The following is a 20,793-nucleotide window of genomic DNA, read 5'->3' as shown; positions in this document are numbered from 1 at the left end:
GGTAGTCAGGCATTCACAAGTCAGGCATTCATCAGCAGGCGGCCCCCATAGGCTGGAACAGTCTGGGACGGGGGCTGTGCCCCCGCTTCTCTCAAGAAAGGTGCGGACCGGCGTGGCCGACCGTCTCATCGTCCGTGGCGCTCGCGAGCACAATCTCAAGAACGTCTCGCTCGACCTCCCGCGTGACTCCCTCATCGTCTTCACCGGGCTCTCGGGGTCGGGCAAGTCGTCTCTCGCGTTCGACACGATCTTCGCCGAGGGGCAGCGTCGGTACGTCGAGTCGCTCTCCTCGTACGCCCGGCAGTTCCTCGGACAGATGGACAAGCCGGACGTCGACTTCATCGAGGGCCTCTCCCCGGCCGTCTCCATCGACCAGAAGTCGACCTCGCGCAACCCGCGCTCGACGGTCGGCACCATCACCGAGGTCTACGACTACCTCCGGCTGCTGTTCGCGCGCATCGGCAAGCCGCACTGCCCCGAGTGCAGCCGGCCCATCTCGCGCCAGTCGCCGCAGGCCATCGTCGACCGGGTGCTCCAGCTGCCCGAGGGCAGTCGCTTCCAGGTGCTCTCGCCCCTCGTGCGCGAGCGCAAGGGCGAGTTCGTCGACCTCTTCGCCGACCTGCAGACCAAGGGGTACAGCCGGGCCAGGGTGGACGGCCAGACCGTCCAGCTCTCGGACCCGCCGAAGCTGAAGAAGCAGGAGAAGCACACCATCGAGGTGGTCATCGACCGCCTCACCGTCAAGGACAGCGCCAAGCGGCGGCTGACCGACTCGGTCGAGACCGCGCTCGGACTCGCCGGCGGCATGGTCGTGCTCGACTTCGTCGACCTCCCCGAGGACGACCCCGAGCGCGAGCGGATGTTCTCGGAGCATCTGTACTGCCCGTACGACGACCTGTCCTTCGAGGAGCTCGAGCCCCGCTCGTTCTCGTTCAACTCGCCCTTCGGCGCCTGCCCGGACTGCACCGGCATCGGCACGCGCATGGAGGTGGACCCCGAGCTGATCGTCCCGGACGAGGACAAGTCCCTCGACGAGGGCGCGATCCACCCCTGGTCGCACGGCCACACCAAGGAGTACTTCGGCCGCCTGATCGGCGGGCTCGCCCAGGCGCTCGGCTTCTCCACCGACATGCCCTGGGGCGGGCTGCCGCAGCGCGCCAAGAAGGCCCTGCTGCACGGCCACAAGACCCAGGTCGAGGTCCGCTACCGCAACAGATACGGCAGGGAGCGGGCGTACACCACCCCCGCCTTCGAAGGGGCCGTGCAGTTCGTCAAGCGGCGGCACACCGAGGCCGAGAGCGACTCCAGCAGGGAGCGCTTCGAGGGCTATATGCGCGAGGTGCCCTGCCCGACCTGTGAGGGCACCCGGCTGAAGCCGATCGTCCTCGCGGTCACGGTGATGGAGAAGTCCATCGCCGAGGTCTCCGCGATGTCGATCAGCGAATGCGCCGACTTCCTGGCCGAGCTGAAGCTCAACGCCCGCGACAAGACGATCGCCGAGCGCGTGCTGAAGGAGGTCAACGAACGACTGAAGTTCCTGGTCGACGTCGGCCTCGACTACCTCTCGCTGAACCGCGCGGCGGGCACGCTCTCCGGCGGCGAGGCGCAGCGCATCCGGCTCGCCACGCAGATCGGCTCCGGCCTGGTCGGCGTGCTGTACGTCCTGGACGAGCCGTCCATCGGCCTCCACCAGCGCGACAACCACCGGCTGATCGAGACGCTCGTACGGCTGCGCGACATGGGCAACACCCTCATCGTCGTCGAGCACGACGAGGACACCATCAAGGTGGCCGACTGGGTCGTCGACATCGGCCCCGGCGCGGGGGAGCACGGCGGCAGGGTCGTCCACTCCGGCCCGTTGAAGGAGCTGCTGGCCAACAAGGAGTCGATGACCGGGCAGTACCTCGCGAAGAAGCGGTCCATCCCGACGCCCGACATCCGCCGGCCCATGGACCCGAGCCGCCAGCTGACCGTCCACGGCGCGCGGGAGAACAACCTGCGCGACATCGACGTCTCCTTCCCGCTCGGCGTGCTGACGGCGGTCACCGGCGTCTCGGGCTCCGGCAAGTCGACGCTGGTCAACGACATCCTCTACACGCACCTGGCGCGCGAGCTGAACGGCGCGAAGTCGGTGCCCGGACGGCACACCCGGGTCGACGGCGACGACCTGGTCGACAAGGTCGTGCACGTCGACCAGTCGCCCATCGGCCGTACGCCCCGCTCCAACCCGGCGACGTACACCGGCGTCTTCGACCATGTCCGCAAGCTCTTCGCGGAGACGATGGAGGCCAAGGTCCGGGGCTACCTCCCCGGCCGGTTCTCCTTCAACGTCAAGGGCGGCCGCTGCGACAACTGCTCCGGCGACGGCACCATCAAGATCGAGATGAACTTCCTGCCGGACGTGTACGTCCCGTGCGAGGTCTGCCACGGCGCGCGCTACAACCGGGAGACGCTGGAGGTCCACTACAAGGGCAAGTCCATCGCCGAGGTGCTGGACATGCCGATCGAGGAGGCGCTCAGCTTCTTCGAGGCCGTCCCCACGATCGCCCGCCATCTCAAGACGCTCAACGAGGTCGGCCTCGGCTATGTCCGCCTCGGCCAGTCGGCGCCGACCCTCTCCGGCGGCGAGGCGCAGCGCGTGAAGCTGGCCTCGGAGCTGCAGAAGCGTTCCACGGGACGCACCGTCTACGTCCTGGACGAGCCGACGACCGGTCTGCACTTCGAGGACATCAGCAAGCTCATCACGGTGCTGTCGAACCTGGTCGACAAGGGCAACACCGTGATCGTCATCGAGCACAACCTGGACGTCATCAAGACGGCCGACTGGGTCGTCGACATGGGGCCCGAGGGCGGCAGCGGCGGTGGACTGGTCATCGCCGAGGGCAGCCCCGAAGAGGTCGCGGCGGTGCCGGCGAGTCACACCGGGAAGTTCCTGCGGGACATCCTCGACCCCGACCGGATCAGCGACGCGACGGTTCCGGCGGCGCGCAGGAGCACGAAGAAGACGGCGCCGGCGAAGGCGAACGCCACGAAGAAGGCGAACGCCACCAAGACCGCGGCGGCGAAGAAGGCGGTCGCGGCCAGGGCGACCCCGGCGAAGAAGACGGCCACGGCCCGCACGACCCGGTCCCGCAAGGCCTGACCCGGGCCGGCCTGACCAGGGCACGGTCGCCGGACGGGCTCGAAGTCGATCCCGCCCGGCGACCGAGGCCGGACAGTGCCGCGGCGGACCTGCATCCCGTGCTTGAGGCGAGGTGCGGGGATCAGGTGCCGTTCAGCTCGGCGGGTATGGCGGCTCCGCTCCCGTGCGGGAGCAGGTGAGCGCTGCCGCGTGGGCTGCGAAGCGCAGCACGTCGGCCCAGTCCGGTGCGCCGAGCGCGCCGAGCCCGCCGTTCGGGCCCCGAGGTCGCCCGTGCTTGAGGCGAGGCGCGGGGGTCAGGCGTCGTTCAGCTCGGCGGCGTATGGCGGCTCCGCTCCCGTCCGGGAGCAGGTGAGCGCCGCTGCGCGGGCCGCGAAGAGCAGGACCTCGGCCCAGTCTGGTGCGCCCAGTGCGCCGAGTGCCGCGCGGGCCGCGAGGTCGCCCGTGCCTGAGTCGAGGCGCGCGCTCAGCCGCCGTTCAGCTCCGCCGCGTAGGGCGGCTCCGCTCCCGTGCGGGAGCAGGTCAGCGCTGCCGCGTGGGCCGCGAAGCGCAGGACCTCGGCCCAGTCCGGTGCGCCGAGCGCGCCGAGCCCGCCAGGGGAGAGAGCGTCGCGGGCCGCGAGGGCGTGGAGCAGCGCCGCGTTCACGGTGTCGCCCGCGCCGATCGTGTCGGCGACCGACACCGGCGCGGCCGGCACGGAGACCTCCAGGCCGTCCCGCGTCCGTACGGTCAGCCCGGCCGCGCCCCGCGTCAGCACCACCGCGGCGGGCCCCTCCGGCGTCCCGCCGAGCCACTCCGCGTCCTCCTCGGAGAGCTTCAGCAGCGATACATGCGGCAGCCAGCTCGCGTACCTCGCCCGGTAGGCGTCGGCGTCGGGAATCAGCCCGGCCCGGATGTTCGGATCGAGCAGAGTGAAGACCCCGCGGCCCGCCTCCCGCCGCAGCAGCGCCTCGTACGCGCTCGCACCCGGCTCCAGCACCAGAGAACACGTCCCGAGCGCCAAGGCCCGTACCGAGTCGGGCAGCGCGGGCGGCAGCTCGAAGAGACGGTCGGCGCTCCCCTCGGCGTAGAAGCCGTAGCCGGCGGATCCGTCCGCGCCTATCGCCGCGACCGCCAGCGTCGTCGGCTCCGGCCCGCGCTGGACCAGGGAGGTCTCGACGCCCGCCGCGCTGAGCCCGGCCATCAGGGCCTCGCCGAAGCCGTCCGTCGAGATCCGCGAGCAGAAGCCGACCCGCGCGCCGAGCCGCCCCAGGGCGACCGCGGTGTTGTACGGGCCGCCGCCGAGCCGGGGCAGCAGCGCCGGCAACGGCTCGCCGTCCCCCTGCGGGACCAGGTCGATCAAGGACTCTCCGGCGACGACGATCACGGCCCAGAAGGTAGTCCATAGCGTTCGGCGGCAACAGCCAGCCCGCCCGCGGGCCCGCCGATCTCCGCCGGTATCGTCGGTTCTGTCACCGACACGCCCCTCAGTCCCGCCGCCTCGAACGTGGAGACACCATGTCCGCCCAGCCTGCCGCCCGCCGTACCGTGCTGAAAGGCGCCGCCCTCGCCGGCGCCGCCGGGCTGGGAGTCGCGGCCTGCTCCACCGAGTCCAAGCTCGGCGGCGCCAAGGTTCCGACCCCCACCGCGCCGGTCGACCTGGGCGCGGCGGACGCGGTTCCGGTCGGCGGCGCGAAGCTCTACCGCGAGGAGCGTCTGGTGGTGTGCTGTCCGGCCGAGGGCCAGTACAAGGCCTTCAGCGCACAGTGCACCCACGCGGGCTGCGTCCTCGACGAGGTCGTGGGCACCGAGGGCAACTGCGCCTGCCACGGCAGCCGCTTCGACGTGACGACCGGCAAGGCGCTCAAGGGCCCGGCGACCGTCCCGCTGCCCGAGGTCCCGATCACGGCGGAGGACGGCAAGCTCATCGCCGGCCCCAAGGCGTAGCTACCGAGGGACCCCCGGCTGGACCCCAGCGAGCCGCCCGGTCACTCCCAGTCCCAGTCGATCCCGAGGATTCCGGGCCGTACGCCCTGCTCCACGAGATGGACCGTGCGGTGCCGGCCGCTGAGCGTCAGATCCCTCCGGGCGCCCCGCGGCGCGCCCGTCATGGCCTGCGCGAACCGGCGGCAGCGCACCGGGAGCGCCCCCTCCCGCCGGGGTCCGCCCCCGGCCCCCGGCGCCGCCGCGCTGTCGGTGCCCGCAAGTAGGGTGGTGGACATGGCAGACCCCTCCAGCTACCGCCCCAAGCCGGGACAGATCCCCGACTCGCCGGGGGTCTATAAATTCCGCGACGAACACCGCCGGGTGATCTACGTCGGGAAGGCCAAGAGCCTGCGCCAGCGCCTGGCCAACTACTTCCAGGATCTGGCGAGTCTGCACCCGCGCACCCGCACGATGGTCACCACCGCGGCCTCCGTCGAGTGGACCGTGGTGTCCACCGAGGTCGAGGCGCTCCAGCTGGAGTACTCCTGGATCAAGGAGTTCGACCCCCGGTTCAACGTCAAGTACCGCGACGACAAGAGCTATCCGTACCTCGCGGTCACCCTCAACGAGGACTTCCCGCGGGTCCAGGTCATGCGCGGGGCCAAGCGCAAGGGCGTGCGCTACTTCGGTCCGTACGGCCACGCCTGGGCGATCCGCGAGACCGTCGACCTGATGCTCCGCGTCTTCCCCGTGCGCACCTGCTCGGCCGGGGTGTTCAAGAACCACCAGCACAAGGGCCGCCCCTGTCTGCTCGGCTACATCGGCAAGTGCTCCGCGCCCTGCGTGGGCCGGGTCGATCCCGAGGAGCACCGCGAACTGGCCGAGGAGTTCTGCGACTTCATGGCCGGCCGCACCGGCACGTACATCCGCCGGCTGGAGAAGCAGATGACGGCCGCTGCCGAGGAGCTCGAGTACGAGCGGGCGGCGCGGCTGCGCGACGACATAGAGGCGCTCAAGCGCGCCCTGGAGAAGAACGCCGTCGTGCTGGCCGACGCCACCGACGCCGATCTGATCGCCCTCGCCGAGGACGAGCTCGAAGCCGCCGTGCAGATCTTCCACGTCCGCGGCGGACGCGTCCGCGGCCAGCGCGGCTGGGTCACCGACAAGGTCGAGAACGTCGACACGGCCGGCCTGGTCGAGCACGCCCTGCAGCAGCTGTACGGCGAGGAGAGCGGCGACGCCGTCCCCAAGGAGGTCCTCGTCCCGGCCCTGCCCGAGGACCTCGACGCCGTCGGCCAGTGGCTCAGCGGCCGCCGCGGCTCGAACGTCTCGCTCCGCATCCCGCAGCGCGGCGACAAGAAGGACCTGATGGAGACGGTCCAGCGCAACGCCGTGCAGGCGCTCGGCCTGCACAAGACCAAGCGGGCCAGCGACCTCACCACCCGCTCCCGCGCCCTGGAGGAGATCGCCGAGGCCCTCGGCCTGGACTCCGCGCCCCTGCGGATCGAGTGCTTCGACATCTCGCATCTGCAGGGCGAGGACGTCGTGGCGTCCATGGTCGTCTTCGAGGACGGACTGGCGCGCAAGAGCGAGTACCGCCGCTTCCAGATCAAGGGGCGTGTCGGAGACACGCAAATCTGGCACGGCGAAGGCCAGGACGACGTCCGGTCGATGCACGAGGTGGTCGCCCGCCGCTTCAAGCGGTATCTGGCCGAGAAGGACAAGACGGGGGAGTGGATCGGCGAGGACGCCCCCGAGGACGACGGCCGGCCCAAGCGGTTCGCGTACCCGCCCCAGCTCGTCGTCGTCGACGGCGGACAGCCCCAGGTCGCAGCCGCCCAGCGCGCGCTCGACGAGCTCGGCATCGACGACGTCGCCGTCTGCGGGCTGGCCAAGCGCCTCGAAGAGGTCTGGCTGCCCCACGACGACGACCCGGTCGTCCTGCCCCGCTCCAGCGAGGGCCTGTACCTCCTCCAGCGCGTCCGTGACACGGCTCACGACTTCGCCATCCGCTACCAGCGCTCCAAACGGACCAAGCGCATCAGGACCAGCCCGCTGGACGCCGTGCCCGGCCTCGGCGAAACGCGGAAACAGGCCCTGATCAAGCATTTCGGCTCGGTGAAGCGGCTGAGGCAGGCGACAATCGATCAGATCTGCGAGGTTCCCGGCATGGGCCGCAAGACCGCGGAGTCGGTCGTCGCCGCCCTCGCCCAGGCGGCTCCGGCCGCCCCTGCCGTGAATACGGCGACAGGAGAGATCATTGAAGAGTGACGACGGGGGCGCAGGACATGAATGAGCACGACCGAGACGGAGCAGCAGACGTGAGTACGGGCAATACGGGCAATGGAACCGAGCCCGCCGAAGCCCCAGAGGCCGCCATCCCCGAGCTGGTGATCATCTCCGGCATGTCGGGAGCCGGGCGCAGCACGGCGGCGAAGTGTCTGGAGGACCTCGGCTGGTTCGTCGTCGACAACCTGCCGCCCGCGCTGATCCCCACCATGGTGGAGCTCGGCGCCCGCTCGCAGGGCAACGTCGCCAGGATCGCCGTCGTCGTGGACGTACGCGGCAGGCGGTTCTTCGACAATCTTCGCGAGTCGCTGGCCGACCTGGACTCCAAGCAGGTCACCCGGCGGATCGTCTTCCTCGAGTCCTCCGACGACGCTTTGGTGCGCCGCTTCGAGTCGGTCCGCCGCCCGCACCCGCTGCAGGGCGACGGCCGGATCGTCGACGGCATCGCGGCCGAGCGCGACCTGCTGCGCGAGCTGCGCGGCGACGCCGACCTGGTGATCGACACCTCCAGCCTGAACGTGCACGAGCTGCGCGCCAAGATGGACGCCCAGTTCGCGGGCGACGAGGAGCCGGAGCTGCGGGCGACGGTGATGTCGTTCGGCTTCAAGTACGGGCTGCCCGTCGACGCCGACCTCGTCGTCGACATGCGCTTCCTGCCGAACCCGCACTGGGTCCCCGAGCTGCGCCCCTTCACCGGCCTGAACGAAGAGGTGTCGAACTACGTCTTCAACCAGCCGGGCGCCAAGGAGTTCCTCGACCGCTACACCGAGCTGCTCCAGCTGATCGCCTCCGGCTACCGCCGCGAGGGCAAGCGCTATGTGACGATCGCCGTCGGCTGCACCGGCGGCAAGCACCGCTCGGTCGCCACCTCCGAGAAGCTGGCGGCGCGCCTGTCCGCCGCCGGCGTCGAGACCGTGGTCGTCCACCGGGACATGGGGCGCGAGTGACCGGACGCAACCTCCGTCTGCGGCGGCTGCGCACGTCCACGCCCACGCTGTCGGGACGGAAACGCGGCGCGCAGCCCAAGGTCGTCGCGCTCGGCGGCGGCATGGGCCTGTCCGCGTCGCTCGCGGCGCTGCGCCGCATCACCGGCGACCTGACCGCGGTCGTCACCGTCGCCGACGACGGCGGCTCCAGCGGCCGGCTCCGCGAGGAGCTCGGCGTGCTGCCGCCCGGCGACCTGCGCAAGGCCCTCGCGGCGCTGTGCGGCGACGACGACTGGGGCCAGACCTGGGCCCGCGTCATCCAGCACCGCTTCCAGTCCCGGGGCGACCTGCACGAGCACGCGGTCGGCAATCTGCTGATCGTGGCGCTGTGGGAGCAGCTCGGCGACCACGTCCAGGCCCTGGACCTGGTCGGCAAGCTGCTCGGCGCGCACGGCCGGGTGCTGCCCATGTCCGCCGTGCCGCTGGAGCTGCAGGCGCTGGTGCGCGGGCATGATCCGGCGCGCCCGGACGAGGTGGACACCGTGCGCGGTCAGGCGACCGTCGCGCTCACCCGCGGCGAGGTCCAGTCGGTGCATCTGGTGCCGAACGACCCGCCCGCCGTCCCGGAGGCCGTGGCGGCCGTCCTGGACGCCGACTGGGTGGTGCTGGGACCGGGCTCCTGGTTCTCGTCGGTGATCCCGCATCTGCTGGTCCCGGAGCTGCTCGACGCGCTGACCCAGACCAAGGCCCGGCGGGTCCTCTCGCTCAACCTCGCCCCTCAGCCCGGGGAAACAGAAGGCTTCTCCCCGCAGCGTCATTTGGAGGTTTTGGGACGACACGCGCCTAAACTCGCCCTGGACGTGGTGCTGGCCGACGAGGCCGCCGTGCCCGATCGTGAGTCCCTCGACGAAGCCGCCAAGCGGCTCGGCGCCGCGGTCGAGCTGGCCCCCGTGGCCTTCGCTGGGGGAACCTCCCAGGCCGAAGGCTCTGGGGGAGCAGTTCCGAAGCACGACCCGGAGCTGCTGGCCGCCGCGTACGACCGTATTTTTCGGATGCATGGAAGGATCGGCCCATGGCGATGACGGCAGCGGTGAAGGACGAGATCTCCCGGCTTCCCGTCACCCGGACCTGCTGCAGAAAAGCAGAGGTCTCGGCGATTCTTCGGTTCGCGGGCGGACTGCACCTGGTCAGCGGCCGCATTGTGATCGAGGCGGAGCTGGACACCGGCATCGCGGCGCGCCGGCTCAAGCGGGACATCCTCGAGATCTTCGGGCATGGCTCCGAGCTGATGGTCATGGCGCCCGGAGGACTGCGCCGGGGCTCGCGTTACGTCGTTCGGGTGGTTGCGGGCGGCGATCAGCTGGCCCGCCAGACCGGGCTCGTCGACGGGCGCGGCCGGCCGATCCGGGGGCTGCCCCCGCAGGTCGTCTCCGGCGCGACCTGTGACGCCGAGGCCGCCTGGCGCGGTGCGTTCCTCGCCCATGGCTCGCTCACCGAGCCGGGGCGCTCCTCCTCCCTGGAGGTCACCTGCCCCGGCCCCGAGGCGGCCCTCGCCCTGGTCGGCGCGGCCCGCCGGCTCTCCATCGCCGCCAAGGCGCGCGAGGTACGCGGGGTCGACCGGGTCGTCGTACGCGACGGGGACGCGATCGGTGCGCTGCTGACCCGTCTCGGCGCGCACGAGTCCGTGCTGGCCTGGGAGGAGCGGCGGATGCGGCGCGAGGTCCGCGCCACCGCCAACCGCCTGGCCAACTTCGACGACGCCAACCTCCGCCGCTCCGCCCGCGCCGCGGTCGCGGCCGGCGCCCGGGTTCAGCGCGCGCTGGAGATCCTCGGCGAGGAGGTGCCCGAGCACCTCGCGGCGGCCGGCCGGCTGCGGATGGAGCACAAGCAGGCCTCGCTGGAGGAGCTGGGCGCGCTCGCCGACCCGCCGCTGACGAAGGACGCGGTCGCGGGCCGTATCCGCAGGCTGCTGGCGATGGCGGACAAGCGGGCGCAGGACCTCGGCATCGCGGGAACGGAGTCCAACCTCACCGAGGAGATGGCCGACGGCCTGGTCGGCTGATCCGCGCCCGCCCGGCGCTCCCGCACCCAGGGGGCTCGGGCCGTCTCAGCCGATACGGCTCGCCCCCGCTGACGGCCCGTTCCTGCCCCTCCCGCTCCCCGCTCCGATCGCTGACGGACCACCAATTCACCCCTCCGCTGCCGGCGTTCGCCCGAACGCCGGCAGCGGTGTCGTGTCCGGCCGTCCATAGCCGCCCCTTACCTCCTCCGCTCCTCGTACGCCACCCGTTCGGCCCGCGTTGCTGTCTTGACATGGCCATGGGGGGGTGATGAGTCTGGCGTCTGTTCACTTTCCTGGCAGACGACAGCAAGGGGGGCTAATGAGACGCAGAGCGAGATCGATCCTCGCTGCGGCTTCACTGCTGATGGCGGGAGTGGCCGCCGCACCCATCGCCCAGGCGGAACCCACGGGCGACGGCGACGGACTCTCCGTATGGCATGCGAAAGTCACCAAAGCGCAGGTGCCGCTGGTCCTCGCGGCGGGCGCAGACGGCCACGAGCTGACCGAACAGGCCCCGGACAAGGGCACCGCCACCGTCGAGCTGTACCTCACCGACAAGCAGGCGGGCGAGTTGCGCGAGCAGGGCGTCAGCCTCTCCGAGCACACCCTCTCCGCCGCCGCCCACAAGCGCGTGGCGGCGGCCGGCGACGGCGTCTTCCGCCCGTACGGCGGCGAGAACGGCCTGAAGAACGAGATCCTCGCCACCGCCCAGGCCAACCCCGGCCTCACCAAGGCCGTGAGCATCGGCAAGACCGTCAAAGGCCAGGACATCCTCGCTCTCAAGCTCAGCAAGGGCGCGAAGAAGAACCGGGACGGCGCCAAGCCCGCGACGCTGTACATGTCCAACCAGCACGCGCGCGAGTGGATCACCCCGGAGATGACCCGCCGGCTGATGCACCACTACCTCGCCAACTACGGCAAGGACCAGCAGATCACCCGGATCGTGGACACCACCGAGCTGTGGTTCGTGCTCTCCGCCAACCCGGACGGCTACGACTACACCTTCACCGGCGCCGCCCAGCGGCAGTGGCGCAAGAACCTGCGCGACAACGACGGCGACGGCAAGACCGCCCCCGGCGACGGCGTCGACCTCAACCGCAACTTCGTCTACAAGTGGGGCTACGACAACGAGGGCTCGTCCCCCGACCCCTTCGACGAGACCTACCGCGGGACCGGCCCCGCCTCCGAGCCCGAGACCAAGGCGATCGACGCCTTCCAGAAGCGCATCGGCTTCGAGTACGGCATCAACTACCACTCCGCGGCCGAGCTGATCCTGTACGGAGTCGGCTGGCAGGTCGCCACCCCGACGCCCGACGACGTGCTGTACGAGTCCCTCGCCGGCACCCCGCAGAACCCTGCGATCCCCGGCTACCGCCCCCAGGTCTCCTCCGAGCTGTACACCACCAACGGCGAGGCCGACGGACACGCGGCCAACATCAACGGGATCATGATGTACACCCCCGAGATGTCGACCTGCGCCACCGCCTCCCGGATCGACCCCGACGACGCCTGGAACGCGGCCGACTGCGCCTCCGTCTTCACCTTCCCCGACGACGAGAAGCTGATCCAGCAGGAGTTCGCCAAGAACATCCCCTTCGCGCTCTCGGTCGCCGAGACCGCCGCCCACCCCGACCAGCCGTCCTCCTCGCTGGGACTCAAGGCGGCGGACTTCACGATCGACCCCTTCACCACCTCCTACGCCCGCGGTTCCGACCAGGAAGTCGCCGTCACCGTACGGAAATCTGTGCGGGACAAGGAGCTGAAGTACCGCGTCAACGGCGGTCGCGTCCACGACCAGGCGCTGAGGCCCTGGCGGGGCGGCGAGACCTATGGCGGCGAGGACAACATCCGCTTCGACGAGTACCGCGCCAAGGTGCAGGACGGCGACGTCGGCGACGAGGTCGAGGTCTGGTTCACCGGCCGGACGAAGGACGGCAAGGCCACCTCCAGCGAGCACTTCACCTATAGCGTCGCCGAACGCCCCCGCGGGGACGTCCTGGTGATCGCCGAAGAGGGCGGGACCGCACCGGCGAAGCACACCGCCGCGTACACCAAGGCCCTCAGCGACACCAAGCGCCGCAGCGCCGTCTGGGACGTCGCCGCTCAGGGCGCTCCGCACCCGCTGGGCGTGCTCGGCCACTTCGACGCGGCCGTCTGGTACACCGGCGCGGGAGCGCCCTCCTGGGCCGTGACCCAGGCCGTGCGCTCGTACGTCAACGAGGGCGGCAAGCTCGTCACCGCCGGCGAGCGGGCCGGCGGCAGCGCGAACCTCGGGGGAGCGCTGAGCGACGACTTCGCCCAGTACTACCTGGGCGCGTCCGGCCGGGCCTCGCTGGCCGGGGCCGGCGGCTTCCTCGGCGCGGGACGGCTGGGCGGCGAGGCCGCGACGCTGGGCGGCGCGCCCGGCAACCCGCTGGACGCGGCCGGCGCGTACACGATCACCTCGGACTCGCTGCCGCCCGAGGAGTTCCCGCAGTTCCGCAGCGCCGCCGCGGGCGGCTATCCGGGCGTCAGGATGCCGTTCTCGCCGTACGAGGGCGACTGGTACGCGGCCGCCTCGCACGCCAACGCCTCGTGGATGCGGCTGTCCCGTCCGCTCGACCTGACCGGCGCGACCGCCGCCGACAAGCCGGCGCTGAACCTCAAGCTCAGCTTCAACACCGAGCCCGGCTACGACAACGCCGTCTTCGAGGTCCACACGGTCGGCCAGGACGACTGGACGACGCTGCCGGACGCCAACGGAGGCACCACCACGAACGTGCCCGCCCAGTGCGACCAGGGCTTCTACGTCAACCAGCATCCGTTCCTCAAGCACTATCTGACCGTCGGATCCGGCGCCTGCACCGCGTCCGGGACCAGCGGCGCCTGGAACTCCTTCACCGGCGCCTCCGACGGCTGGCGGGCCGCGTCCTTCGATCTGAGCGCCTACGCGGGCAAGCAGATCGAGGTCTCCGTCTCCTACATCACCGACCCGGGCGACGGCGGCCGCGGCGTCTTCGTCGACGACACCAGGCTGGTGACCGCCGGCGCCGAGCAGAGCGAGGGCTTCGAGACGTCGCTGGGCCCCTGGACGGCGGCACCGCCGCCCGACGGCAGCCCGGCGCCGCGGGGCGCCTTCGCCCGCAGCCAGGACCTGTTCCCGTCGGCGGCCGCGATCACTACGCGTGACACCGTGCTCATGGGCTTCGGCCTGGAGCACGTCACGGACGCGGCTGACCGCAAGGAACTGATCGGAAAGGCGCTGAGCGCCCTGCGGCGCTGACTCTGCGTAGCCATAGAGCGGCAGATCAAGGCGGTCCGTGCTCCTACTGATGAGTACGGGCCGCTGTGCCACACACGCACCGTCTCGATGTCACCCACAGGGCTTCAGAGAGGTAGGGTCGGAGGCGGTCGGGGACATCCCATACAAAACTCGCCGGCGTCTGAAACCGGCGTACCACGAGGAGATCGGTTCGTGACGATCCGCGTAGGCATCAACGGCTTTGGCCGCATCGGTCGTAACTACTTCCGCGCGCTGCTGGAGCAGGGTGCCAGCATCGAGATCGTGGCTGTCAACGACCTGGGTGACACCGCGACCACCGCCCACCTGCTGAAGTACGACACCATCCTGGGCCGTCTCAAGGCCGAGGTGACGCACACCGCCGACACCATCACGGTGGACGGCCATACCATCAAGGTGCTCTCCGAGCGCAACCCCGCCGACATCCCGTGGGGCGAGCTCGGCGTCGACATCGTCATCGAGTCGACCGGCATCTTCACCAAGAAGGCCGACGCCGAGAAGCACATCGCCGGCGGCGCCAAGAAGGTCCTCATCTCGGCTCCGGCCAAGGACGAGGACATCACCATCGTGATGGGCGTCAACGAGGACAAGTACGACGCGGCCTACCACCACGTCATCTCCAACGCCTCCTGCACCACCAACTGCGTGGCGCCGATGGCCAAGGTCCTCGACGAGAACTTCGGCATCGTCAAGGGCCTGATGACGACGGTCCACGCGTACACCAACGACCAGCGCATCCTGGACTTCCCGCACTCCGACCTGCGCCGCGCCCGCGCCGCCGCGGAGAACATCATCCCGACCACGACCGGCGCCGCCAAGGCCACCGCCCTGGTCCTCCCGAAGCTCAAGGGCAAGCTCGACGGCATCGCGATGCGCGTCCCGGTCCCGACCGGCTCCGCGACCGACCTGGTCGTGCAGCTCGAGCGCGAGGTCACCAAGGACGAGGTGAACGCCGCGTTCAAGAAGGCTTCCGAGGGCGAGCTGCAGGGCTACCTGTCGTACACCGAGGACCCGATCGTCTCCTCGGACATCGTCGGCGACCCGGCCTCCTGCACCTTCGACTCCTCCCTGACCATGGTTCAGGAAGGCAACTCGGTCAAGATCCTCGGCTGGTACGACAACGAGTGGGGCTACTCCAACCGCCTCGTGGACCTCACGGTCTTCGTCGGCGAGCGGCTCTGATATACGAGTCTGATCAGTAACGAGAGCACCACGATGTGAACGACAGGGCTTGGGACGCGCAACGCGGCGCGGCTCGGGCCCTGTCGCACGTCCCCATCCTCTGACAGGTCTCTGAGGAGCCGCATTCCATGAAGACGATCGATCAACTTCTCGCCGACGGCGTCGCCGGCCAGCGCGTATTCGTCCGCGCCGACCTCAACGTGCCGCTCGACGGGCAGACCATCACCGACGACGGCCGCATCCGCGCCGTGCTGCCCACCGTGAAGGCCCTGGCCGACGCGGGCGCACGCGTCGTCGTCGCCTCCCACCTGGGCCGCCCCAAGGGCGCCCCGGACCCCGCCTTCTCGCTGGCGTCGGCCGCCGCGCGGCTCGGCGAGCTCCTCGGCGCGGACGTCGCCTTCGCGAGCGACACCGTCGGCGAGTCGGCCAAGGCCGCCGTCGCGGGCCTCGCCGACGGCCAGGTCGCCGTGATCGAGAACCTCCGCTTCAACGCCGGCGAGACCAGCAAGGACGACGCCGAGCGCGGCGCCTTCGCGGACCAGCTCGCCGAGCTCGCCGACGTGTACGTCGGCGACGGCTTCGGCGCCGTCCACCGCAAGCACGCCTCGGTGTACGACCTCCCGGCCCGGCTGCCGCACGCGGCCGGCTACCTCATCGCCACCGAGGTCGGCGTCCTGCGCAAGCTCACCGCGGAGGTCGAGCGCCCCTACGTCGTCGTCCTCGGCGGCGCGAAGGTCTCCGACAAGCTCGGCGTGATCGACGAGCTGCTCGGCAAGGCGGACCGCATCCTCATCGGCGGCGGCATGGCCTACACCTTCCTCAAGGCCAAGGGCTACGAGGTCGGCATCTCCCTCCTCCAGGAGGACCAGGTCCCGACCGTCACCGAGTACATGGAGCGCGCCGAGAAGAACGGCGTGGAGCTGGTCCTGCCGGTCGACGTGCTGGCCTCGGGCGAGTTCCCCGACCTGAAGACCAAGGCCCCGGCCGACTTCGCGACCGTCGACGCGGACAAGATCCCCGCCGACAAGGAGGGCCTGGACATCGGCCCGAAGTCGCGCGAGCTGTTCGCGGCCAAGATCGCCGACGCCCGGACCGTCTTCTGGAACGGTCCGGTCGGCGTCTTCGAGCACCCCGACTACGCCGGGGGCACCCGGGCGGTCGCCCAGGCGCTGCTCGACAGCGACGGCTTCACCGTCGTCGGCGGCGGCGACTCCGCCGCCGCCGTGCGCACGCTCGGTTTCGACGAGAACGCATTCGGCCACATCTCGACCGGCGGCGGCGCGAGCCTCGAGTACCTCGAGGGCAAGACGCTCCCCGGCCTCGCCGCACTGGAGGACTGAACCTCAATGACCACCCGTACCCCGCTGATGGCGGGCAACTGGAAGATGAACCTCAACCACCTCGAGGCCATCGCCCACGTCCAGAAGCTCGCCTTCGCCTTCACGGACAAGGACTTCGACGCCGTCGAGGTCGCCGTGCTGACGCCCTTCATCGACCTGCGGTCCGTGCAGACCCTGGTCGACGGCGACAAGCTCAAGATCAAGTACGGCGCCCAGGACCTCTCGGCGCACGACTCCGGCGCCTACACCGGCGAGGTCTCGGGCGCGATGCTGTCGAAGCTCAAGTGCTCCTACGTCGCCGTGGGCCACTCCGAGCGCCGTCAGTACCACGCCGAGACGGACGAGCTCTGCAACGCCAAGGTGAAGGCCGCCTTCCGGCACGACCTGACCCCGATCCTCTGCGTCGGCGAGGGCCTGGACGTCCGCAAGGCCGGCCAGCAGGTCCCGCACACGCTGAGCCAGCTCGACGGCGGCCTCAAGGACGTCCCGGCCGAGCAGGCCGAGTCCATCGTGATCGCCTACGAGCCGGTCTGGGCCATCGGCACCGGCGAGGTCGCCACCCCCGAGGACGCGCAGGAGGTCTGCGGCGCGATCCGCGGACGCCTGGCCGAGCTGTACTCCCAGGAGCTGGCCGACAAGGTCCGCATCCAGTACGGCGGCTCGGTGAAGTCCGGGAACGTCGCCGCGATCATGGCGCAGCCGGACGTCGACGGAGCCCTGGTGGGCGGTGCGGCGCTGGACGTGGACGAGTTCGTCAAGATCGTCCGGTTCCGCGACCAGTGAGTATGCGGTAGCGCGGATCCGTCGTACCCTTGCGGGGGCCGAGTAGGCAGGTGGGAAAGTGCCGCCCGGCCCCCGTTCTCCATTTCAGTCCTTGGGAATTCCGGAAAGTAGGGTTCAACCGTGATTGTCGGGTTCTCGATTGCCCTGATCGTCTTCAGCCTGCTGCTGATGCTCCTGGTGCTGATGCACAAGGGGAAGGGCGGCGGTCTCTCCGACATGTTCGGCGGCGGTATGCAGTCCTCGGTGGGCGGTTCCTCGGTAGCCGAGCGCAACCTCGACCGCATCACCGTAGTTATCGGTCTGCTGTGGTTCGCGTGCATTGTCGTACTTGGTCTGCTGATGAAGCTGGACAGCTGACCTGTCCCTTCCGCGTCCCGGGGTGGGGTGTAACTCCAATCACTGGACGAGCGTTGGGCCTTACGTAGACTGGGGTACCGCGGCGCAGCCGCTGTGAGACGCTGTGCAGCACCATCACGCAGGGAGTTACGACCGTGGCAAGTGGCAACGCGATCCGGGGAAGCCGGGTCGGAGCGGGGCCGATGGGCGAGGCTGAGCGGGGCGAGTCCGCGCCGCGCCTGCGCATCTCCTTCTGGTGCTCCAACGGGCACGAGACACAGCCCAGCTTCGCCAGTGACGCACAGGTCCCGGACACGTGGGACTGCCCGCGCTGCGGGTTCCCCGCCGGACAGGACCGGGACAGTCCGCCGGACCCGCCGCGCACCGAGCCGTACAAGACGCATCTCGCGTATGTACGAGAGCGGCGCAGCGACGCGGACGGCGAGGCAATCCTCGCCGAGGCGCTCGCCAAACTGCGCGGCGAAATCTAGAAGTCGTGGTCCGGCCGGACGCCTGAAGGCGCCCAGCCGGACTTTTTTCTTCGACTGTCAGTGGCGCCCTCTACGGTTTTCGAATCAGTGCTGAATCAGTTCTGAATCGACAGAGCCGGAGAGTCGGAGGGGCCTATGACGGCGACGGAAGCGGTGGCTGTGCGAACGCCCGCGTGGCGCGGGGGATTCGGGCGGCTGTGGACCGCCGCCGTCGTATCGAAGCTCGGCGACTCGCTCCGGATCGCCGCGATGCCGCTGCTCGCCGCCTCGCTGACCGACGACCCCCTGCTCATCGCCTCGGTGACGGCGTGCGGCTATCTGCCGTGGCTGCTGTTCGGACTGCTCGGCGGCGCGATCGCCGACCGGGTGGACCAGCGGCGGGCCATGTGGGCGGTGGATCTGGTGCGCGGCGCGCTGATGGCCGGCTTCGCGGCGGCGCTCTGGCTGGACCAGAGCTCCATAGCCCTGCTGCTCGCCCTCGCCTTCGTGCTCACCACGCTCCAGACGCTCTTCGACAACGCGGCCACGGCCCTGCTGCCCTCGCTGGTCGACACTCAGGCGCTGAGCGGCGCGAACGCCCGGCTGATGACCGCACAGCAGATCGTGGGCGGCTTCGTCGCCGCGCCGCTGGTCCCGGTGCTGCTCATGGCGGGCGAGGCCGTGCCGTACGCGGTCGACGCGGTCACCTACCTCCTGGCGGCCGCCCTGATCGCCTCCCTGCGGGCGAGGGCTCCGCACAAGGCCCCCAGACCCGCGGGCAGCACCCTGCGCGGGGAGATCGCCGAAGGGCTGCGGCATCTGTGGGGCGACCGGTCGCTGCGCGGACTGTGCCTCGCCACCACGCTCAGCAACGTCGGCATGGGCGCGCTGATCGCCACCCTCGTCGTGCACGTCACGGTCTGGCTCTCCGCCGGGAACAGCGGGTACGCGGCGGTGATCACGGCGTTCGGCGCGGGCAGCGTGGTGGGCGGACTGGTCGCCCGCAGGCTCTCCGAGCGCCTAGGACGCATACGCAGCGTGTTCGCGGCCGGGCTGGTGCAGACGGGATGTCTGGTCGCGCTGGGGTCGGTGCGCGAGCTGTGGGCGGCCGTCGCCGCCCTGGCGGTGTTCGCCGTCATGGGCATGGTGTGGAACGTCAACCAGACGACGCTGATCCAGCAGCGCAGCCCCGAGGCCATGCTGGGCCGCATCAGCGCGGCCTTCCGGACGCTCGCGATCGGCGGCGCCCCGCTCGGCGCGCTGCTGGGCGGAGCGGCGGCGGCCGGCTGGGGTCCGAACGCGCCCGCGCTCGTGGCGGCCGCGCTCTTCGTCCCCGCAGTCGCGTCGCTGACCGGTCTGATCAATTAAGTTTGGACCTGCAGCGGGGCATGCAGGCAGGTACGAGAAGAAGTGGGCTGATGTCCGAGATGAACGCAGAAGGCCGTGCCAGGCTCAACCAGACGCCCGAATGGATCGCTCTCGGCAAGCATCGCGAGCAGCTCGGAGAGCCGCGTCTGCGGGAGCTGTTCGCAGCCGATCCGGCGCGCGGCGACCGGTACACCCTCCAGGTCGGCGATCTGTACCTCGACTACTCCAAGCACCTGGTGACCGACGAGAGCCTGGCGCTGCTGCGCGAGCTGGTCGCGGCCGCCGACGTCGCCGGGCTGCGGGACGCGATGTTCCGCGGCGAGAAGATCAACACCACCGAGGACCGCGCCGTGCTCCACACGGCGCTGCGCGCCCCCGGGGACGCCGTCGTCGAGGTCGACGGCGAGAACGTGGTGCCCGCAGTGCACGCGGTGCTCGACAAGATGCGCTCCTTCTCCGACCGCGTCAGGTCCGGCGAGTGGACCGGCCACACCGGCAAGCGCATCAAGAACGTCGTGAACATCGGCATCGGCGGCTCCGACCTGGGCCCGGCGATGGCCTACGAGGCGCTGCGCGCCTACACCGCACGCGAGCTGACGTTCCGTTTCGTGTCGAACGTCGACGGGGCCGACCTGCACGAGGCCGTCCGGGACCTGGACCCGGCCGAGACGCTCTTCGTCATCGCCTCCAAGACGTTCACCACCATCGAGACCATCACCAACGCCACCTCCGCCCGCGACTGGCTGCTCACCGGGCTCGGCGCCGGCCAGGAGGCCGTGGCCAAGCACTTCGTGGCGCTGTCGACGAACGGCGAGAAGGTCGCCGACTTCGGCATCGACACGGCGAACATGTTCGAGTTCTGGGACTGGGTCGGCGGGCGGTACTCCTTCGACTCCGCCATCGGGCTCTCCCTGATGATCGCGATCGGCCCGGACCGCTTCCGCGAGCTGCTCGACGGCTTCCACCTGGTCGACGAGCACTTCAGGACGGCCCCCGCCGAGGCCAACGCGCCGATGCTGCTGGGCATGCTGGGGGTCTGGTACGGCGGGTTCTTCGACGCGCAGACGCACGCGGTGCTGCCGTACTCCCATTACCTGAGCAAGTTCACCGCCTACCTCCAGCAGCTCGACATGGAGTCCAACGGCAAGTCCGTGGACCGCGACGGCAAGCCGGTGGACTGGCAGACCGGGCCCGTCGTCTGGGGCACGCCCGGCACCAACGGGCAGCACGCGTACTACCAGTTGATCCACCAGGGCACCAAGCTCATCCCGGCGGACTTCATCGGCTTCGCCCAGCCGGTCGAGGACCTGTCGCCCGGCCTGGTCGCCCAGCACGATCTGCTGATGGCCAACTTCTTCGCGCAGACGCAGGCGCTCGCCTTCGGCAAGACGCCCGAGGAGGTGCGGGCCGAGGGAGTGCCGCAGGAGCTTCTCGCGCACAAGACGTTCAAGGGCAGCCACCCGACGACGACGATCCTCGCGAAGGAGCTCACGCCGTCGGTGCTGGGCCAGTTGATCGCGCTGTACGAGCACAAGGTGTTCGTACAGGGCGCGATCTGGAACATCGACTCCTTCGACCAGTGGGGCGTCGAGCTCGGCAAGGTCCTCGCGAAGAAGATCGAGCCGGTGCTGACCGAGGGGCGCGGCGGCGGCGAGCTGGACAGCTCGACGTCCGCTCTCACGGCCAAGTACCGCGCGCTGCGCGGGCGCTGAG

The 20,793-nt window shown here is 70.3% G+C and carries 16 protein-coding genes and 1 pseudogene; 14 read left to right on the top strand and 3 right to left on the bottom strand.

What is annotated here, in order from left to right:
- Window positions 1–112 precede the first annotated feature (112 nt).
- Window positions 113–3,142 (top strand): excinuclease ABC subunit UvrA, encoded by a 3,030-nt coding sequence (uvrA, locus tag AB0M39_RS22705; RefSeq protein WP_365367107.1) that lies wholly within the window; start codon window positions 113–115, stop codon window positions 3,140–3,142.
- Between the two features lie 293 nt (window positions 3,143–3,435).
- Here the strand turns inward: uvrA and AB0M39_RS22700 are convergent.
- Both AB0M39_RS22700 and AB0M39_RS22695 read right to left on the bottom strand, forming a co-directional pair.
- Window positions 3,436–3,558 (bottom strand): annotated as a pseudogene (locus tag AB0M39_RS22700) (carbohydrate kinase); the annotation flags it as partial.
- Window positions 3,559–3,605: 47 nt separating this feature from the next.
- A complete protein-coding gene (locus AB0M39_RS22695; RefSeq protein ID WP_365367105.1) occupies window positions 3,606–4,505 on the bottom strand; it encodes a carbohydrate kinase in 900 nt (299 codons plus the stop codon).
- A gap of 131 nt (window positions 4,506–4,636) precedes the next feature.
- Between AB0M39_RS22695 and AB0M39_RS22690 the strand changes: the two genes are divergently transcribed.
- Entirely contained in the window at window positions 4,637–5,065 is a 429-nt protein-coding gene (locus tag AB0M39_RS22690) for a Rieske (2Fe-2S) protein (protein WP_365367103.1), read from the top strand.
- 41 nt (window positions 5,066–5,106) lie between these two features.
- Here AB0M39_RS22690 and AB0M39_RS22685 read toward each other — a convergent pair whose 3' ends face one another.
- On the bottom strand, window positions 5,107–5,340 hold the full coding sequence (locus AB0M39_RS22685; protein WP_365367125.1) for a hypothetical protein: 234 nt from the start codon (window positions 5,338–5,340) through the stop codon (window positions 5,107–5,109).
- Between AB0M39_RS22685 and uvrC the strand changes: the two genes are divergently transcribed.
- From uvrC to pgi, 12 genes are all read left to right on the top strand, one after another.
- On the top strand, window positions 5,339–7,315 hold the full coding sequence (uvrC, locus tag AB0M39_RS22680) for an excinuclease ABC subunit UvrC (RefSeq protein WP_365367101.1): 1,977 nt from the start codon (window positions 5,339–5,341) through the stop codon (window positions 7,313–7,315). The two genes, AB0M39_RS22685 and uvrC, sit on opposite strands and share 2 nt — an antisense overlap.
- 17 nt (window positions 7,316–7,332) lie before the next feature.
- Window positions 7,333–8,280 (top strand): RNase adapter RapZ, encoded by a 948-nt coding sequence (rapZ, locus tag AB0M39_RS22675; protein WP_365367099.1) that lies wholly within the window; start codon window positions 7,333–7,335, stop codon window positions 8,278–8,280.
- Window positions 8,277–9,341 carry a uridine diphosphate-N-acetylglucosamine-binding protein YvcK gene (yvcK, locus tag AB0M39_RS22670; protein WP_365367097.1) on the top strand — a complete coding sequence of 355 codons (1,065 nt, stop codon included), beginning with the start codon at window positions 8,277–8,279 and terminating at the stop codon, window positions 9,339–9,341. The genes rapZ and yvcK overlap by 4 nt, the downstream gene beginning before the upstream one ends.
- Window positions 9,332–10,321: a DNA-binding protein WhiA gene (gene whiA / locus AB0M39_RS22665; protein ID WP_365367095.1), complete on the top strand. Its 990-nt coding sequence runs from the start codon at window positions 9,332–9,334 to the stop codon at window positions 10,319–10,321. The genes yvcK and whiA overlap by 10 nt, the downstream gene beginning before the upstream one ends.
- A gap of 319 nt (window positions 10,322–10,640) precedes the next feature.
- On the top strand, window positions 10,641–13,583 hold the full coding sequence (locus AB0M39_RS22660; protein ID WP_365367093.1) for a M14 family zinc carboxypeptidase: 2,943 nt from the start codon (window positions 10,641–10,643) through the stop codon (window positions 13,581–13,583).
- Window positions 13,584–13,775: 192 nt separating this feature from the next.
- A complete protein-coding gene (gap, locus tag AB0M39_RS22655) occupies window positions 13,776–14,783 on the top strand; it encodes a type I glyceraldehyde-3-phosphate dehydrogenase (protein WP_365367091.1) in 1,008 nt (335 codons plus the stop codon).
- Between the two features lie 128 nt (window positions 14,784–14,911).
- On the top strand, window positions 14,912–16,123 hold the full coding sequence (locus tag AB0M39_RS22650; protein ID WP_365367089.1) for a phosphoglycerate kinase: 1,212 nt from the start codon (window positions 14,912–14,914) through the stop codon (window positions 16,121–16,123).
- A 6-nt stretch (window positions 16,124–16,129) separates the two neighbouring features.
- Window positions 16,130–16,906, top strand: a complete 777-nt coding sequence (gene tpiA / locus AB0M39_RS22645) for a triose-phosphate isomerase (protein ID WP_365367087.1) — start codon at window positions 16,130–16,132, stop codon at window positions 16,904–16,906.
- Window positions 16,907–17,026: 120 nt separating this feature from the next.
- The gene (gene secG, locus AB0M39_RS22640) at window positions 17,027–17,263 is read left to right on the top strand and encodes a preprotein translocase subunit SecG (protein ID WP_365367085.1); all 237 of its coding nucleotides are present in this window, start codon (window positions 17,027–17,029) and stop codon (window positions 17,261–17,263) included.
- A 134-nt stretch (window positions 17,264–17,397) separates the two neighbouring features.
- A complete protein-coding gene (locus tag AB0M39_RS22635; RefSeq protein WP_079110552.1) occupies window positions 17,398–17,733 on the top strand; it encodes an RNA polymerase-binding protein RbpA in 336 nt (111 codons plus the stop codon).
- A 135-nt stretch (window positions 17,734–17,868) separates the two neighbouring features.
- A complete protein-coding gene (locus AB0M39_RS22630; protein WP_365367083.1) occupies window positions 17,869–19,080 on the top strand; it encodes an MFS transporter in 1,212 nt (403 codons plus the stop codon).
- Between the two features lie 59 nt (window positions 19,081–19,139).
- Window positions 19,140–20,792, top strand: coding sequence for a glucose-6-phosphate isomerase (gene pgi, locus AB0M39_RS22625; protein WP_365367121.1), 1,653 nt, complete (start codon window positions 19,140–19,142; stop codon window positions 20,790–20,792).
- Window position 20,793: the final 1 nt, after the last annotated feature.

Origin of the sequence: Streptomyces sp. NPDC051907, assembly GCF_040681075.1 — a bacterium.
Taxonomy (GTDB): domain Bacteria; phylum Actinomycetota; class Actinomycetes; order Streptomycetales; family Streptomycetaceae; genus Streptomyces.
The sequence above is the reverse complement of the archived record's forward strand: the minus strand, read 5'-3'. Positions and strand labels throughout refer to the sequence as shown.